Source organism: Candidatus Poribacteria bacterium (assembly GCA_028820845.1).
Lineage (GTDB): Bacteria > Poribacteria > WGA-4E > WGA-4E > WGA-3G > WGA-3G.
In genome coordinates, this window is sequence record JAPPII010000034.1 from 1 (window position 1) to 17737 (window position 17737).

Genomic DNA, 17737 nt, shown 5'->3' on the forward strand with positions numbered 1-17737 from the left:
CAAAGGAACCCTGATAAGCACTGCTTTACAATCACTTTTGAGAAATATCAGGCCATTTATTTTTAGGATTCCCCATAAATATACTACAATGCCTTGAATTTGTCAAATCTGAGCCGGAACAGGACTTACGCAATTTTGGCAGTCATGCATTCTGTGAGATGGAAATTCCTATACACACATAAACGTTTGGAAGGCACAACCTAACAGGTTATGCTACAAAAGAGCATCCTGCGTAAGTTCTACGGAATTCGGTTACACATCGGCTCTTGTAAACTTATGCAAAACGCAGTATAATAGGCGAAAACTTGTACTGAGGTGTTACGCAATTGAGCGACGTTCCGAAAACACATCCTCGATACTTTTCATTGACGCTCCGAGACACCATCGTTGCAGGTGTAGAGCAAGGGATAACCTCTATTCACGGACTCATCGCGCACGGGCGCGGGGAGGCTTTTGACTACCTCATTGGAGAAGCGACACAGCCGTTCGCGCTTGAGGCGCTCGGTGCTGCTGCTGCGATGCTCCGTTTGGCAGCACACCCCGTCATCTCCGTCAACGGGAACGTGGCAGCATTGGTACCCGACGCACTCGTTGCGTTAGGGCAGATCCTGAACGCACCGCTCGAAGTCAACATCTTTCACACGGAAAAGGGACGCGAAGAGAAAATCCGAAAGCATCTTCTAAAACATGGAGCATCGCACGTACTGATGCCTACAACCGAGGCACAACTCTCCTATATCGACTCCAATCGCAAGTTCGTGCATCCAGACGGCATCTTTAAAGCAGATGTCGTTTTCGTGCCGCTTGAGGACGGCGACCGATGTGAAGCACTCCGAAAGATGGGTAAAGCAGTTGTAACCGTCGATTTGAACCCGATGTCCCGGACGGCACAGCAGGCGAATATCACAATCGTAGATAACGTTGTGCGGGCACTACCGTTGTTATGCGAAGAGATTCAGGAATTCAACGATTCTGCCGCAAAAGACACTGTGACACAATACAGTAACAAAGCAGTATTGAAAAAAGCGTTACAGCACATCAGTAGGTGCGGGAATGGAAACCAACAGTAATAGTAAGCAGAACCTCGTCAAACCGCATATTCTGCTGATTGGATTGGTACTTGTCGCTTTCAATAGTTACTGGTGTCTGATGGGAACGGAGGTGTGGCATTCTACGCAGCTCACAATCGCTTCTCTATTTTTCAACGCCGTTTTCACCCTTCTCGTCTTTGTCCTTATCAATCTATTGTTTCAAAGATTTGTGCCGCGTCTGGCGATGTCGCAAGCGGATTTGCAAACCATCTATGTGATGGTTGTGATGCTCACGACAATCAGCGGACACACGATGATGGGCTACCTTATCCCTGTCCTTGCACACGCCTTCCAGTTTGCAACGCCAGAAAATGAGTGGATTCCGCTTTTTGGACACCACATCCCGACGTGGATCGCCGTCAAAAGTCCGCGCGTCTTGGACGGCTTCTATAACGGCGATTCTACCCTCTACACCCCTTCTCATTTAGATGCCTGGATACCACCCGTGCTGGCGTGGTCGAGTTTTGTCATCGCGCTCTGGTTGACCTTGCTGGCGTTAACCGTTTTTCTCCGAAAGCAGTGGACCGAAAACGAACGTCTGAACTATCCGATCGTTCAACTCCCTTTGGCACTGACAAGCAATCCGAAACGTTTTTTTACTTCGCCGTGGATGTGGCTCGGTTTCGCGCTTGCAGGGAGCGCGGAGCTACTGAACGGACTGAACTATCTGTTTCCTGACATACCTTCACTCCCCATCAAAGGCAAAACGATTGGACAATTCAGCTCAAAGCCGTGGAGCGCGATGGGACCGATTCGCATCTCCTTTTATCCGTTTAGCATTGGTTTGATGTTCTTTACTCCCTTGGATCTCTCGTTTTCGTGTTGGTTTTTCTGGCTTTTCAGTCGTATCCAACTGATTGTAACGGACGCGTTTGGGGCGCGGAATATCTACCACCTCGAACAGCAGACAGGGGCGTGGATTGCGTTTGGCTGCATTCCGTTGTGGATGGGTCGGCGACACTACGGACGTATCCTTCGGAAGGTTTTCGGGATTGCCCAACGCCGTGGTGAAGCTGCACCTGACGACTCCGGTGAACCGATGCGTTATCGGACTGCGGCGGGTCTGTTCACCGTCGGGATGCTGTTTCTTTTCTTTTTCTGTCACCAGATGGGAATGACATTCTGGGCGATTGGACTGTTCTTTCTGTTCTACTTTCCACTGGTCATCGGTATCACGCGTATCCGTGCCGAGATTGGACCGCCGCTGCATCAACTGATTTTTGTCGATCCCGGACGGACGATGGTTTTGGCATTAGGGACGCGGCGCCTCGGTGCCGCGAATCTCACAGGACTCACGTTTCTCTATCCGTTTGTCCGCTGCTTCCGCGCGCATCCGACACCGAGTGAGTTGGAGGCTTTCAGGCTGGCAGAGCGGAGTCGTATCGGGTATCGGCAACTCCTCATCGGGATGATCTTGGCGATTGTGTTCGGTATCCTGATAACGTTTTGGGCGTATCTACATGTCCTTTACGATATGGGGGCAGGGAGCAAAGCACGCGGATGGATTGTTTATATGGGATGGGAGACGTTCAATCGCCTGCAAACGTGGCTGGTCAGCCCGCGGGAGACGAGCGTTCCCGAACTGAGTGTTATCGGCAGCAGTTTTCTGTTTACGATATTCCTGATGATGATGAAGATTCGGTTTCTCTGGTGGCCCTTGCATCCAGGGGGTTACGTGCTGGTGAGTGGCACAGGGATGAGCGGTCTATGGTTTCCGATCTTCCTCAGTTGGTTGGCAAAAGCAATTGTGTTGAAGATTGGGGGCGTGAAACTCTATCGGCAGGCGGTACCGTTCTTTTTAGGACTTATCTTGGGAGACTATACCCTTGGATGTGTCTGGAGCCTGATTGGGTTGGTATTGGAGATGCCGACGTATATTGTGTGGCATTGATTCCGATAACGCACCTTACCGCCCATTCTTTTCTTGCCCCTTATACTGCAACCGATACAACCGATGATAGATGCCTTTCTGTTGTAACAATTCGTTGTGTGTACCGGTCTCCCGAATTTCTCCGCGGTGCATCACAATAATCCTATCCGCATTCTGAATCGTCGAGAGTCGGTGGGCGATAACAACAGAGGTTCGGTCCTCCATCAAACGTCTGAGGGCATCTTCTATCAAGATCTCGGTTTCTGTATCAACACTGGAGGTCGCTTCGTCAAGGATAAGGATACTCGGATCAGAAGCCAAAGCACGCGCAAACGCAACGAGCTGCTTCTGTCCAACGGATAATCCACCACCGTCTTCTTTAATCTCAGTCCCATAGATCTGCGGCATCTTCTGAATGAATCGATCTAAGTGTACATCTTGCGATGCACGCTTTACCTGCTCCGATGAGATTGACGGATTGCCTAAACTGATATTCCGCTCAATTGAGTCAGAAAAGAGGAAGATGTTCTGTTGCACAATGCTGATAGCTTCCCGAAGTTCCTCCACGTTCATCTCTCGGATGTCCACGCCGTCAATCAGGATTTGACCTTTGTTAATCTCATAGAACCTACAGAGCAGATTGATAATAGAGGTCTTCCCGGCACCCGTATGCCCAACAAGCGCGACCTTTTCACCCGGTTTCACTTTGAATGAGACATCTTGCAGAACGTAGTCATCATCGTTATAGGCGAACCAGACGTTCCGAAATTCAATCTCACCTTTCAGCGTCTTGGTACCATTTTTAGGGACGGCAGAAGCGATAGTCGGTTGCGTATCGAGCAATTGGAAGATGCGTTCGGAGGAAGCCATAGCGTTTTGGAAGATGGTATATTTTTCGCTGAGTTCTCGGATGGGCCAGAAGAAGCGTTCAGCATAACGGATAAATGCTAACAGTACGCCGAAGCTTAGCGCGTCTTGTACAACCTGTCCACCGCCGTACCAGATAATCACGGCTATCGCAAGAGAAGCTGTCACTTCAATCAGTGGGTGAAAAATTGAAAAATAGAAGATGCTCTTCAGATTGGCAGCGAGGTATCTCCGGTTGCGCTCGTTAAAACGGAGGTGGCTCCGTCGTTCTTGTGCGAAAAGCTTCATCGTCGTCATACCGACGATGTTTTCTTGCAGGAAGGCATTGATTCGTGCGAGCTGCTTCCGCTGTTCCCGAAACGCACGGCGCGAATAGATTTGGTAAACGAGCGTTGCACCGAAGATAATCGGTATTACTGTGAACGTCACGAGAGCAAGTTTCCAGTTATAAAGGAGCATTGCCACCATGATCCCCAAAATCTGGAGCAGGTTCGCGAAAACGGTAATCACGCCAGAGGCAAAGAGTTCGTTGAGGACCTGAACATCCCCCATAACACGGGTCATCAACCTACCCACTGGATTTTTATCAAAAAATTGAACGTCCAAGCGTTGCAAATGTGAAAAGAGGGTCTGTCGCAGATCGTGCATCACATGTTGCCCAATCATTTGCATCCGGTATTCCTCAAAGTAGCTAAATACGAACTCGCCAATCAACGCCACTACGAAAAAGATCGCGATCGTGCTTAATCCGTCTAAGATGCCCGGGGTAATGTGCTCGTCAATACCGCGCTGCAGTAGGTAGGGCCCAGCCAAGCGTGAAAGCGTATTCCCGACCATGAGAAATCCGATGATGAGCAGCTGGAATTTGTAGGGTTTGAGGTACGCCAAGAGCCGTCTCATCAGTACTCGGTCATAGACTTTCCCGAGGTCCTGCTCCTCATCGCTATATTCGTATAGGTCGCCTCCCATGCCAAACACAGGTGGTTCCTCCTTTAAATTTTAAAGTTCCTCAAGTTCCTCTTGCAAGAGTTGTGTTTCGTAGATACCCGCATAAATCCCATTTTGTTCAATGAGTTGTTCGTGTGTGCCTGTCTCAGTAATGCTTCCGTCATTGAGGACGATAATATGGTCGGCATTTTTGACAGTGGAGATCCGATGCGAAATGAGGATCGTCGTGCGGTTCTTCATAATTTCGTCGAGCCGACTGAGAATGGTATCTTCGGTCTGGGTATCCACATTCGCGAATGCGTCGTCAAGGATGAGGATTTTGGGTCTGATGATAATTGCGCGTGCGAGTGCGCTCCGTTGGCGTTGTCCACCTGAGATAGTTATCCCGCGTTCACCGAGGAAAGTCTCCAAACCGTCAGGAAACTCCTCAATTTGATCAAGGAGGTCGGCGGTGTGCGCTGCCTCTCTTATCTGTTCCTCATCTGGTGTTTCAAGGCCGTAGGCGATATTGTTTCGCAAATAGTCAGAAAAAAGAAAGGGTTCTTGCTCGACGAACCCGATATTGGAACGGAGGACGCTTAGGGGTATATCCTGAATGTCCACACCGTCGATAAAGATGGTTCCGCGTTCAGCTTGACGGATGCGTGGAATTAGGTTGACCAATGTAGATTTCCCAGATCCAGTTCCACCGACAATCGCGAGGGTCATACCACGCTTAATTTTAAGGTTGATGTCTCTGAGTACAGGCGTTCCGTCTGGATAATCAAAATTCAGGTTTCTAAACTCAATCTCACCTTCAATGGCTTTCAACTCCCATTTTACATCTTTAGCATCAAAGATTTCCGGCTTTTCATCAAGAATTGCTTGAATCCTGTCCATAGACGCTGCCCCGCGCTCAAAGGTGTTGACGATGAAACCGAGCGTAATCATGGGGCGAACAAGCATCATCAGGTAAGCACTAAAGGCAACAAATTCGCCGAGGGTAATTGTCCCTTCGATGACATGAAGTCCACCCATCCAAAGAAGGACGACACCGCCAATGCCGGGTAGAAATCGGAAGAGCGGAAAAAAGAAGGTCATTAGTCGGATCTGGCGATGGTTACGATCGACAAATTCTTGGTTTAATTCCTGGAAATGCCCAACTTCACTCTCCTCAAGTGTATAGGCTTTGACAACGCGGACACCTGACAAGTTCTCTTGTACCTTGGTATTCAGCGTTGAAAACGCCTCTTGGATACCCTCGTAGTGGACATGTAACCGTTTTCCCAGGGAACGAATTAAGACGGCAAGGATTGGGTATGGGAGCAAGGCAACAACAGTTAGACTTACATCAATCCGCAACATGATAACAAGTGCGAACCCGAAAAACACTATTGCATCCGCCGTATACATCACAGCACTGCTCAGCACCATTCTGATGGCGTTTAAGTCGCTGGTTGCGCGCGTCATCAGATCACCCGTGCGAACGTTATCGTAATACGCAGCGGAGAGTTTTTGGAGATGGAGAAAGAAGTCAGCGCGAAGATGAAACTCCATCTGCCTTGCGACCCCTTGTATGATACGCCGTTGCGCGAAACGTAGGATACCGGCAAAGAAGGCGACACCAAAAACGAGGGCACCAAAAAAGAGTACCCGCCCGGAAGATACCGTAAAGTTGGGATCTTCAAAAGTGCGCTGCAACTCATCAAAAACCATCTCAAGGATCTTTGGGCTAATCAGGAGAAGCACATTTGTCACAATAACAAGAATGAAACTGATTACGATGGCGTATCTATACCGAATGATGTACTTCTTGAGACCGAGTAGACTACGAATGGTGGGACTCCTTTCCGGCGAGTATGTCTTGCCGTGCGATGTGTCTTTTATCTTTATATTTTGACGCAAATCTTGGATATGTGTTTAATCAAGTTTTAAGGGTTGTGGGTTGTCTAAAAATATATTGACACTATTTCGTCAGCGTTTTATGATATGCAAAACCAACTTTATCACAGGAGGAACATAAATTTGGAGGCAGATATTGGACTCATCGGATTAGCAGTGATGGGCGAAAACCTTGCCCTGAATATGGAAAGCAAAGGCTTTGAAGTGGCGGTTTTCAACCGGACTCTCTCACGCGTTGACGCTTTCATAGCAGGTGCTGCAAATGGTAAAAATATCACAGGGGCACATTCAATTCCAGAACTGATTGAGAAACTGGAAAGCCCCCGAAAAATTATCCTAATGGTGAAAGCGGGGGAACCCGTTGACGCGTTTATTGCGCAATTAGTCCCACACCTCTCAAAAGGCGACCTCATTATTGACGGTGGAAACTCAAACTTCAACGACACCGTCCGTCGGCACGCCGAGTTAGCGGAAAAAGATATTCTGTTTATTGGGACAGGCATTTCCGGTGGCGAAGAAGGCGCGCTCAAGGGACCGGCGATGATGCCGGGCGGTTCAGCGGCGGCTTACGCACTCGTAGAGCCGATCTTCACAAGGATCGCAGCGCAGGTAGACGGCACACCGTGTTGTTCTTACATCGGACCAGACGGTGCGGGGCATTATGTCAAGATGGTGCATAACGGCATCGAATACGGGGACATGCAGCTGATATGTGAAGCTTACTCGCTGATGAAAGGTGTCCTCGGCATGAACGCCAAAGAGATGCACGAGGTCTTCAGTGAGTGGAACAGCGGCGAACTAAACTCTTATCTCATTGAGATTACGGCTGATATTTTCACACAACTCGACAGCAGCGGTACGCCTTTTGTTGATGTCGTGCTGGATCAAGCCGGGCAAAAAGGGACCGGCAAATGGACGAGTATTTCGGCCCTGGATCTGGGTATATCCGCACCGACGATCGCGGAGGCGGTTTTTGCGCGTTGTATCTCGGCGATAAAAAGTGAACGCGTTGATGCGGAACAGGTTATCCAAGGACCTTCCGGGGCATACCAAGGCGATCGTGAGGAAATGCTACAGGCGATTCACGACGCACTTTACGCCGCGAAAATCTGCTCCTACGCGCAAGGCTTCGCTTTAATGCGGGAAGCAAGCGCAGAGTTGGGATGGGATTTAGACCTCGGCAAGATTAGTCTCGGTTGGCGGGGTGGGTGTATCATTCGGGCAAAATTCCTACACCGGATTGCGGAGGCGTTTGCGCGGAATCCTGAGTTGCCGAACCTCCTACTCGACTCGTACTTCCGAGGTGTCATTGAAGCAGCACAACCCAACTGGCGAAGTGTTATTAGCACAGCCACGCAGCTCGGTGTCCCTATTCCGGCGTTCAGCTCGGCTTTAGCATATTTTGATAGCTACCGTAACGGTAGACTCTCTGCGAATTTGATTCAAGCGATGCGCGACTACTTCGGCGCACACACCTATCATAAATTAGACGCAGAAGGTAACACGATCCTCGGAAAAGATGGGGAGCCGACGGTATTCCATACCGAATGGATGCTGGAAGGTCGCCCAGAAGTTATTGTTGAATAGGTATTAGTTGTTGGTTATTAGTTGTTAGTTAAGAGGTTTCTCTGTAAAAAATCGCCACCACTTGGAGGCCTCCAGAGAGACATGATTAGTGAAAGACGCTTTTAACCGATAGCCACTGATAACTGACAACCGATGACTGACAGCCACGTTCAAGGAGGGTTTATGGATTACGGAGCACAACAGGCATTATACGATTTTCAACCACAACACGAGTTCTTTGTCGGAATTGATTCCGACGGCTGTGTGTTCAATAGTATGGAGGTTAAACACAACGACTGCTTCAGTGTGAACCTCGTCAAACATTTCGGCTTGGCATCAATTTCACGGCAGGTGCATCAGGCATGGGATTTCGTGAATCTCTACTCAACAACGCGCGGCACGAACCGATTTAAAGCGATACTGCTGGTGTGTGATTTCCTACGCGAGATGCCACTGGTGCAAAATATGGGTGTTACGGTGCCGGAACTCCCTTACTTAAGAGAATGGTCTGAAACTGAAACCAAACTCGGAAATCCAGCACTACAGGCAGCAATCGATAACGCAACCGGCGAGCGGCACGCGGAACTGCGTCAAGTTATGGAATGGAGTCTCGGCGTGAACGAAAGCGTCGAAGAGATCGTTTATAACCTTCCTCCATTTCCTGGGGTTCGCGAGACATTACAACGACTTCAGGGCAAAGCGGATGTTATCGTCGTGTCTGCTACACCCGATGAAGCACTCCAACGGGAATGGGCGGAACACGAGATTGATGCTTATGTCGCCGTGATTGCTGGACAAGAGATGGGAACGAAAACGGAACATCTCACGATAACCACGAAAGACAGATATGCCGAAAACCGGGTTCTCATGCTCGGCGACTCTCCGGGTGACCTGAAAGCGGCACGAGATGTGGGTGCCCTGTTTTTTCCTGTTAATCCGGGTTCTGAGGACGCATCGTGGCAATTGTTCCTTGACGAGGCAATGGAAAAGTTTTTCAATGGACAATATGCGGGTGCTTATGAATCTGCGTTGATTGACAAATTTCAGGAATTGTTGCCGGAAACCCCACCGTGGTAATAAAAAAAATAAATGTAGCACAAACTGTATGAAGATTAATTTATTAATTCGGCAATTTTCAAACGTGCGATAAATCGCACTACTACGAACCAGCCCGTTTGTAGTAGGGAAACCATTCATTGCCCGTCAATTACCGATTTATTTTCCTAAACTTCATTTAGTTTGTGTCGTATGCCGCGCAAACTAACAGTTTGCGCTACAGGAGATTAGGAAAGGGAATCTATGAAAATTCTACTTCAAGGACGTGTTGAAGGTGAACTACTCCAGAGATTGGAAAGCATCGTTGGTGACGAACACACTTATGTTATTCCGGGTTCACGCGAGGAGCTTATCGAAGAAGGCAAAGACGCTGAAGTCTTTTACGGCTACTGCAGCGAAGACATTTTCCCGCATCTGCCGAATATCAAATGGATCCAATCCTCCAGTGCGGGTATGGATCGGCACATGTATCCTGCGCTCCGCGAGAGTGATGTTATTTTGACAAACGCTGCGGGATTGTACGCGACACACGTCGCTGACCAAGCATTCGCACTCCTGCTCGGTTTGGCGCGCGGTATCCACGAATCCGTGCGGAATCAGGACAAACACCAATGGGGCGGTGCAAGGACAATGCCGATGATCGAGATTGATGGGTTCAAGATTGGCATCGTTGGGATGGGTGGTATCGGGACGCAGATGGCGAAACGCGCAAAAGGCTTTGATATGTACGTTATGGCTGTTGATGCCTACCGCACAGATAAGCCTGACAACGTGGATGAACTGCTGCCGATGGACCAGTTGTCAAATATGATGAGTCAGGTGGACGTTGTCATGATTGCGTGTCCGTTGACAGAGGAGACACGAGGTCTCATCAACAAGGATAACCTCTCTGTGATGCAGCCAACAGCGTTTTTTATTAACGTCGCTCGCGGTCCTATTGTCAATGAACCTGATTTGATTGAGATTCTGCAAGCCGGGACAATCGCTGCAGCAGGTTTGGATGTTACTGAGATTGAACCGCTCTCTGCGGACAGTCCATTGTGGGATTTTGACAACGTTATCATTTCGCCGCATTCTGCCGGTGGTTCGCAGCGCCGTATGCACCGTATTACCGGGTTCTTCTTAGATAACTTGGAACGGTATCTGAAGGGTGAAGAGTTGCGGAATATTGTGAATAAGGAACTTGGATTTTAGGCATCTGCATTTAGCACGAGGTTTACAAGCTTATGCGGGCGGATGTCATTTAGATCCGCCCGTTTCCTTATACTTTTTCTTATGTGATGAGAAAAAATATATATGAGAAGATTCGGTACACAGGGTCCCGTGAACCCTGAACAGCATTACGTTGTTCCTCGCACTGCAGAACTCACCGAGTTCATCAAGCGCGTTAAAGAGGGCCGCTATATCGTCATTTTCGCACCGCGCCAGACGGGCAAGACGACTTTCTTTCAGCGCGCCGTTGCAGCACTCACCGCTGAAGACCTAATCTATTTCCCTATTCAACTGAATTTTGAAATATATGTAGATTGTGACCGTTCCGAATTTTACGAGTCTCTCACCAAACGGATTTGCAAGGAAATTGAACGCGTTTTCCACGAACGCGGAGAGGCACTCAACGAAACACTCAAGCATTTTCTCGACAATGCCCAGATAACCAACCATTTGTCAATGATGGAATTCTTTGAACAGGTTCAGCGTTTCCTGAAGGACGGGGAAAACTATCAGAAAGTTGTCCTCATTATTGACGAGTTCGATGGCATCCCTACATCTGCCCTGAAAGGTTTTCTGCACGCGTTCCGACATACTTACATCACTCACGCCACGCTTCAATGTCCGCATAGTCTTGGCATTGTGGGTGTCAAAAGTATTGCACAACTTGACTATGATCGCTCTGTTTCTCCGTTCAATATCCATGACGATTTTGCTCTGCCCAATTTTACACTCACACAGGTGCAAGAGCTGTTTGGACAATATACCGCTGAGGTCGGACAGGCTTTTGCTCCGGAAGTAATTGAATCCATTCACAAACAGACCGGGGGGCAACCCTTCCTCGTCAACCGATTCGCGCAGATACTCACAGAGGAGATGGACATTCCGAAAACTGAAACACTTACAATGACACATTTTTCAGAAGGATACGAATTATTTTTAGACGAACGGAACACCAACATTGAACATCTCCTGACCAATATCCGCAAAGACCCGCGCTTTCAAACCCTACTTATGCGAATCGTCTCTTATGAGGACAGCGTGTCATTTAACCCTGATAATGACATTATCAATGAACTTGCAACGTATGGAGTCATCACGAAAGGGGCTGACAGAAAGTGTGAAATTGTCAATCCTATTTACCTGTACCGCATTGTCCAAGCATTCAAACCGATAGTCAACGGGTTGGAGCGCGACTACTTCCCCGAAGACACCGATGGATTTCAGTACCTCACGTCCGATGGACACATTCAGATGGAACGGCTCATGGATAACTTCCGAGACTTTATTGCCCGCGCAGGATTTAGGATTCTACAGGTACCCGAAACGCCCCAAGAATTCATTGGGCAGCATCTTCTCTTTGCCTACCTTGACCAGTTCGTTGCGAGTGTGAACGGAGCGATGTATATGGAAGTCCCAACCGGACGGGGTCGGATGGATCTGATCATTCTTCACAACCAGAGAAAATATATCGTTGAGACGAAGATATGGAGAAGCGATCGGCTCTATACTGAAGGCAAACAGCAACTGGCGGCGTATCTATCAACGGAAGGTGTAACAGAGGGTTACTACGTTGTGTTTGATCACCGCGAGGTGCCGTCACCGCGTACAGAGACTGAAAAGATAGATGGGTTGACGATTCGGAGTTATGTGATTCCTGTGGTGCCAGAACGTCCTTCGCGTGCCGTAGAACAGAAGGTTTAGATTTACTCAGTGAAACTGCATCCGAGTGAGATGTGGGTGCGGCACGCCTAAGAATTGTCAACCTCAATCCGTACAGCACAGAATTTCAACTCCGGTTGCTTGGAGACCGGATCAAACGCTGGATTCGTCACGTAGTTTGAATTGGTCTCGGCGTGGAAAAGGTCTCCCCAATGAAACGGCGTAAAAAGCAATCCTCGCCGAATTGCTTCTGTGACCCGCGCCTTTGCATAACATCTCCCGCGGCGTCCAACAAGATAGACCCACTCGCCATCTTGAACATCGTTCTCTGCAGCATCGTCGGGATGGATTTCGACAAAGGGTTCCGGCTCTTTACGCACCAGCTGCGGCACTTTGCCGGTTCGGGTGCGGGTGTGCCACTGACTCTCAACACGTCCCGTCGTCAATCCAAGTGGGAAGTCCTCAGTTACTTCCTCATCGGGAGGCCGATAGACAGGCGTTTTGAATTGTGCTCTTCCAGACTCGGTGAAAAACTTTGTACGTGTGTATCGGCGAGCCGTGCCGGGATGCCGTGGATGCGGACAGGGCCAGCGTAGCGAGGTCTTTGCGAGGCGTTCATTCGTCATTCCGAACTGATCGCACGGTGTGCCTGCTGTCAAGAGGCGATATTCATCCCATACCTCTTCAGCGTTATAGAAGTCGAAATTTGCTTTGAATCCCATCGCTTTTGCGACTTGTGCGAATATCCACCAATCCGGCATCGCTTCACCCGGGGGCGTGAGGAACTGTTCGCTTCGGACGACGAGCCGTTCGCTGTTTGTCATTGTGCCTTGCTTTTCACCCCATTGGGCTGCGGGGAGCAGGACATCGGCGTATTCCGCTGTTTCCGTTGGGTAGTAGCAGTCCTGGACGATGACCAGATCGGCGCGTCGGAGTCCTGCCTGTGATACCTTTGTATCAGGCATACTAACTGCGGGATTCGTGCAGGCGATCCAGAGTGCGCGGACTTTTCCTGCGGCTGCTGCTTCAAACATCGGCACGGCTGTTAACCCTGGATTCGGATCAATGCTTCCGGGTGGGACTCTCCATGCGCCTTCCAGATAGGCGCGGTGCATATCGTTGGTGACGACCCGGTAGCCGGGCAACTGGTGCGACAGATAGCCGACCTCTCTTCCGCCCATCGCATTCGGTTGTCCTGTCAGTGAAAAAGGACCCGCACCCCTTACGCCAACTTCACCTAACTGGAGATGCAAGTTGATGAGCGCGACGTTTTTGTCAACGCCGCTTGTGCTTTGGTTGGTGCCTTGACAGTAAAAACTGAGCAGACGACTCGGTTTAGAAAGGTATTCAACGATCTCGTCAATACGCGCAGGATGAATATCGCAGGCGGCAAGAAGTGCGTCTTCGTCAAGGCTCTTTAAATGATTCTCATAAGCACTGTAGTTTTCAGTCCGCCGACGGATAAAGCGTCGATTGATCCGTCCCATCGCAAGAAGCCGTTTGGCAATGAGTTGCAGGAAAGCGACATCGCTTCCAGGGGCAAGTGGGACGTGGATATCTGAAAAATCTGCTGTCTTGGTGCGGCGTGGATCTACGGTGATAATCCGTGCGCTTGGCTCAAGTGCCCGCCGTTTGCGAATCATCTGGAAAAGCACGGGATGATTGACCACCATATTCGCGCCGATAATCAGGAAGACATCCGCATGCTGAATATCGTCATAGCAGGTAGGCGGTCCGTCGGAACCGAACGCTTGCATGTAACCCACGACTGCTGAAGACATGCAAAGCCGGCTGTTTGTATCTACGTTGTTCGTCCGGAGGAAGCCTTTGAACAATTTGTTGAAAACGTAGGAGGCTTCCGTGTCTAACTGCCCAGAGCCGTAAAGCGCGATGGAATCCTTGCCGTGCTCCAGTTGGACTTCGTGAAGCCGGTTTGCCGTGAAAGTAATCGCTTCATCCCATGAGACCTGGCGCGGTGGTTCGCCTCGCCGTTTGCGAATCATTGGATACGCGAGCCTTCCATCATGATTCTGAAAAACCTGTTTAAGATGTGCACCTTTTGGACAGAGCATACCGTAATTTGGGGCGACATCGCCGTCCGCTGAAATTTTTGTAATCTTGTTATCAGAAACGGTTGCGCGGATGACGCAACCGACACCACAATAAGGACAGACCGCTTTTCCTGTTGAGTTCTCCACTGGTTTCTCCATTATCAAATTAGATAGGACTTACGCAGAATTTCGTCTTTTGTTGATGCGATTGGAAGATTGGAAGCGCGAAAAATGCGGTGAGAAAGCTTCAATACTTTCCCTATCTTCCTTCCATCTGACTGTGGATAGAAGGGAAGATTGGAAGTAGACCCCTTCCAGCCTTCCAGCCTTGAGTATCCATGTTGTGCGTAAGGCCTATCAGAGTTAGGACAAAGCCCCTACTTCCACTTTCAGACGCTGCCTTTCTGCGAGTGCGGCATCGAATGCTCGCTTCTCTGCGGCTTGGACTGCGGGTGAGAATCTCACTAACACTGTAGCAAACGAGGCGATTGTAACCATTGCACCAAGATACAACAAGCCTTGCGGCATCGTGATACTCTCAGCACGGAATAGGAAACCCGCAGCAACGGCACCAGCATTTCCACCCGCGCCAACGATACCCGCAACAGCCCCTAATGCCTTTCTATTAATAAAAGGGACGATTCCATAGGTCGCGCCTTCGGACATTTGTACAAAGAGACTAAAGACTATCATCGCGCCAACAGCAAGCACAAGCACCGCCATCTGTGAGAAAACTATCAGCATGACCCCTTCACCTAAGAGAACAAAGAAGAGAAACATAACACGTCCGCGAAGTCCCCTCCTCTTCGCGAAGAAGTCGGAGAAAACGCCGCCAACCGTCCGTGCGAAAATATTCATCAAACCGAACAGTCCAGCGATGAGTCCAGCGGTCTTGACATCTAACTGGAACTGGTCGTGATAGTAGAGCGCGGCGATATTGTTAATAGTGAGTTCCACACCGAAACAGACAGCATAGATAACAAAGAGTGCCCAGACGCGATAGTCTTTAATCGCCGACATGAAGGACTCCATGCCTTTGCCTTTCGCGGGTTCAAGTTCGCCGCGTTCACGGAGATCTTTATAGTTGCCGTCTGGTGCATCTTTGGTAAAGAAGTAATAGGCGAATCCAGTGATAAATAGCGCGACACCGGGAATAATCATTGCCAACCGCCAGCCGAGAAATTTGTCTACACCGAAACTGAGAATAGCCGTAAAGATGAGCGGCATGACCATCTGCGTGACACCGCCACCGAGATTCCCCCATCCGGCTGTTGTCGCATTCGCTGTGCCGACACAATTCGGGGCAAACATCACCGAGGTGTGATACTGTGTGATAACGAACGAGGCACCGATAGCACCGATTGCGAGTCGAAAGAGCAGAAACGTCTCGTAATTCTGAGCGAGTCCGATACCCATTACTGGGAGTGAACCGAGAATCAGGAGCCACGTATACGCCTTTCGAGGCCCGATCTTGTCGCAAAGCGGTCCGATTAAGACCCGTACCAACACTGTGATTGCGACGGAAGCGATAATGGTATTACCCACCTCTGCTTTTGTTAGCATCAGGTCTTCACGGATAATCGCCATAAGCGGGGCAATACCGAACCATCCGAAGAAAGCTAAGAAAAAGGCGAACCACGTGGTATGGAAGGTACGCATCTGGATCGTTTTTAAGCTAAAGAGATTTATGTGTGTTGCTTTATTTTTTATATCCATAAATTTCTCCAAATTTTTTAAATTATTAAGGATTTCGGCGGGAAGGATGGAAGACTGCAAGATTCGGAGAGACGCTTCTCCGAACCTTCCATGCTTCCGCTCTATCTCCGTGAAAGATAAGGAACGAGACCTTCAAGGACTTGCGGTAGATCATCGCAAGGCACATTTTCTAACAACTTCGGTGCAACTTTAGGGTTAGCACTGGCATCCCCCTTGACAAATACATCCACGGCATCGGTAACGACTCCGTCAATTTTAACCCTCTTTCCAAGAAGTCCGATGTCTGCGGCGGCGTGATTGCCACACCCGTTTGGACATCCCGACCAGTGGATTGTAAGTGGTCTGGTATTGCCAAGTTTTGCTTCCAAATGTCGGATCGCTTCCATGGCGCGTTCCTTGGTCTCAATAAGCGAGAAGTGGCAGTAGTCGATACCCGTGCAACTGACCATACCGCGCACGATTTCGGAGGGATCATAACGGAGTTCTTGCAGGAGTGGCTCTGCAGTTAAGGCACCAACTTTATCGTTAGGAACATTAGTGATAATCAGATTCTGTGCCTGCGTGAGACGGATATCGCCGTTCCCGTATTCATCTGCGAGACGCGCCACCTCGAAAAGCTGTGTTGCCGTAATCCGTCCGACAGGAACAACAAGTCCGACATAGTTGAGATGTGGCTTTTTCTGAGAGAAGATACCGGTATGGTCGGTTTTCTTCTTGCCGCGCATATCTTTTCCAGCAGTCAGGAGCGGTTGTCTTCTGTGCCGCCGCTTTTCTACTTCTTCTCGGAATTTTTCTACACCCCACTCCTGAATCAGAAAAGCGAGCCGCGATTTATTCCGAGCTGTCCTGGCTCCGTGGTCTCGGAAAATCAGAGCAATGTCAGCACACAAAACAGTGGCTTCCTCAGGCACAACAAACGCATCAAGGGGTTGCGCGACGGTGTAGCCCCCAGACCCCATTTTTCCACCAACAGCGACGTTAAAGCCGTGTATCTCTTGACCCTCAATTTCCTTTACCGCTGGCGTAAGGGCAATATCCTGCGAAGCCGTATGGGTGCAGTTATCAAGGCATCCTGTAATACCGACATTAAATTTGCGTGGAATATCGGTAAATTCCGTGTTCCCAACGAAGAGTTTCGTGAATTCTCTGGCGACATGGGACGCATCAAACAGTTCATTGGGGGTCAACCCAGCAACGGGACATCCTATGACACCGCGGATGTTGTCAAAACCGGTTTGGAGTGAATCCAAGCCTACCTCTTCAAGTCGATTCCAGATGTGCTGGACGTTTTCAATAGCGAAACCACGGAGCTGAATCTGTTGCCGCGTTGTAAGATCTATAAATCCGGGCCCGTATGCTTCACTGATTTCAGCAATTGCGCGAAACTGTTCGGCATTAGAAAAACCGCTGGACATGCGGAGACGCATCATAAATGCTCCCGGTGTCTGTTTTCGGTAAAAGATACCTACCCACTTGAGGCGGTCGCGTTCGTTCGTTGGAATCGATTCCCATCCGTCCCGGATGTAATTGGGAATGTCATTGATAACTTCAAGTCCATTCTTCTCCCGCTTCAGTGCTTCGGCAGCATTTACCTTAGACTTTCTCTTTTTCGCAGCTGCAGATGCCTTTAAACTGGGAGCTGAACGCACCTTTCGGTTTGCGCGGATAACCCTCTTTTTCGATTGATTCACTTTTAAACCCTCCTTCAGAAACTGACAATTGAAGAATAAAAAACAAAAAAGGCATCTACTGGTGAGCATATAGTTTCGGTTTACAAGTTGCACCGAAAGCTCAACCCAATAGACACCTATGTCTGGTCC

The 17737-nt window shown here is 49.2% G+C and carries 11 protein-coding genes; 6 read left to right on the forward strand and 5 right to left on the reverse strand.

Going from position 1 to position 17737, the window contains the following annotated elements:
* Positions 1–326 precede the first annotated feature (326 nt).
* Together OXN25_08485 and OXN25_08490 are read left to right on the forward strand one after the other, a co-directional pair.
* Positions 327–1070, forward strand: a complete 744-nt coding sequence (locus OXN25_08485) for a 4-phosphopantoate--beta-alanine ligase (GenBank protein ID MDE0424889.1) — start codon at positions 327–329, stop codon at positions 1068–1070.
* A complete protein-coding gene (locus OXN25_08490) occupies positions 1054–2982 on the forward strand; it encodes a hypothetical protein (GenBank protein MDE0424890.1) in 1929 nt (642 codons plus the stop codon). The genes OXN25_08485 and OXN25_08490 overlap by 17 nt, the downstream gene beginning before the upstream one ends.
* A 15-nt stretch (positions 2983–2997) precedes the next feature.
* Here OXN25_08490 and OXN25_08495 read toward each other — a convergent pair whose 3' ends face one another.
* Positions 2998–4797 (reverse strand): ABC transporter ATP-binding protein, encoded by a 1800-nt coding sequence (locus OXN25_08495; protein MDE0424891.1) that lies wholly within the window; start codon positions 4795–4797, stop codon positions 2998–3000.
* 30 nt (positions 4798–4827) lie between these two features.
* Positions 4828–6660: an ABC transporter ATP-binding protein gene (locus tag OXN25_08500; GenBank protein MDE0424892.1), complete on the reverse strand. Its 1833-nt coding sequence runs from the start codon at positions 6658–6660 to the stop codon at positions 4828–4830.
* Positions 6661–6744: 84 nt separating this feature from the next.
* Here OXN25_08500 and gnd point away from each other — a divergent pair, with 84 nt between their 5' ends.
* From gnd to OXN25_08520, 4 genes are all read left to right on the forward strand, one after another.
* Complete coding sequence (gnd, locus tag OXN25_08505) at positions 6745–8244, forward strand: decarboxylating NADP(+)-dependent phosphogluconate dehydrogenase (GenBank protein MDE0424893.1); 1500 nt, start codon at positions 6745–6747, stop codon at positions 8242–8244.
* Positions 8245–8406: 162 nt separating this feature from the next.
* Positions 8407–9300: an HAD hydrolase-like protein gene (locus tag OXN25_08510; protein MDE0424894.1), complete on the forward strand. Its 894-nt coding sequence runs from the start codon at positions 8407–8409 to the stop codon at positions 9298–9300.
* A 222-nt stretch (positions 9301–9522) separates the two neighbouring features.
* The gene (locus OXN25_08515) at positions 9523–10473 is read left to right on the forward strand and encodes a D-2-hydroxyacid dehydrogenase (GenBank protein ID MDE0424895.1); all 951 of its coding nucleotides are present in this window, start codon (positions 9523–9525) and stop codon (positions 10471–10473) included.
* 102 nt (positions 10474–10575) lie between these two features.
* Positions 10576–12192, forward strand: coding sequence for an AAA-like domain-containing protein (locus tag OXN25_08520; GenBank protein MDE0424896.1), 1617 nt, complete (start codon positions 10576–10578; stop codon positions 12190–12192).
* Between the two features lie 47 nt (positions 12193–12239).
* Here the strand turns inward: OXN25_08520 and OXN25_08525 are convergent, their stop codons facing one another.
* The 3 genes from OXN25_08525 to OXN25_08535 form a co-directional block, all read right to left on the reverse strand.
* Positions 12240–14348: a nitrate reductase gene (locus OXN25_08525; protein ID MDE0424897.1), complete on the reverse strand. Its 2109-nt coding sequence runs from the start codon at positions 14346–14348 to the stop codon at positions 12240–12242.
* Between the two features lie 216 nt (positions 14349–14564).
* Positions 14565–15917 (reverse strand): NarK family nitrate/nitrite MFS transporter, encoded by a 1353-nt coding sequence (locus tag OXN25_08530; protein ID MDE0424898.1) that lies wholly within the window; start codon positions 15915–15917, stop codon positions 14565–14567.
* Between the two features lie 101 nt (positions 15918–16018).
* Positions 16019–17608: a ferredoxin--nitrite reductase gene (locus tag OXN25_08535; GenBank protein MDE0424899.1), complete on the reverse strand. Its 1590-nt coding sequence runs from the start codon at positions 17606–17608 to the stop codon at positions 16019–16021.
* Positions 17609–17737 lie beyond the last annotated feature (129 nt).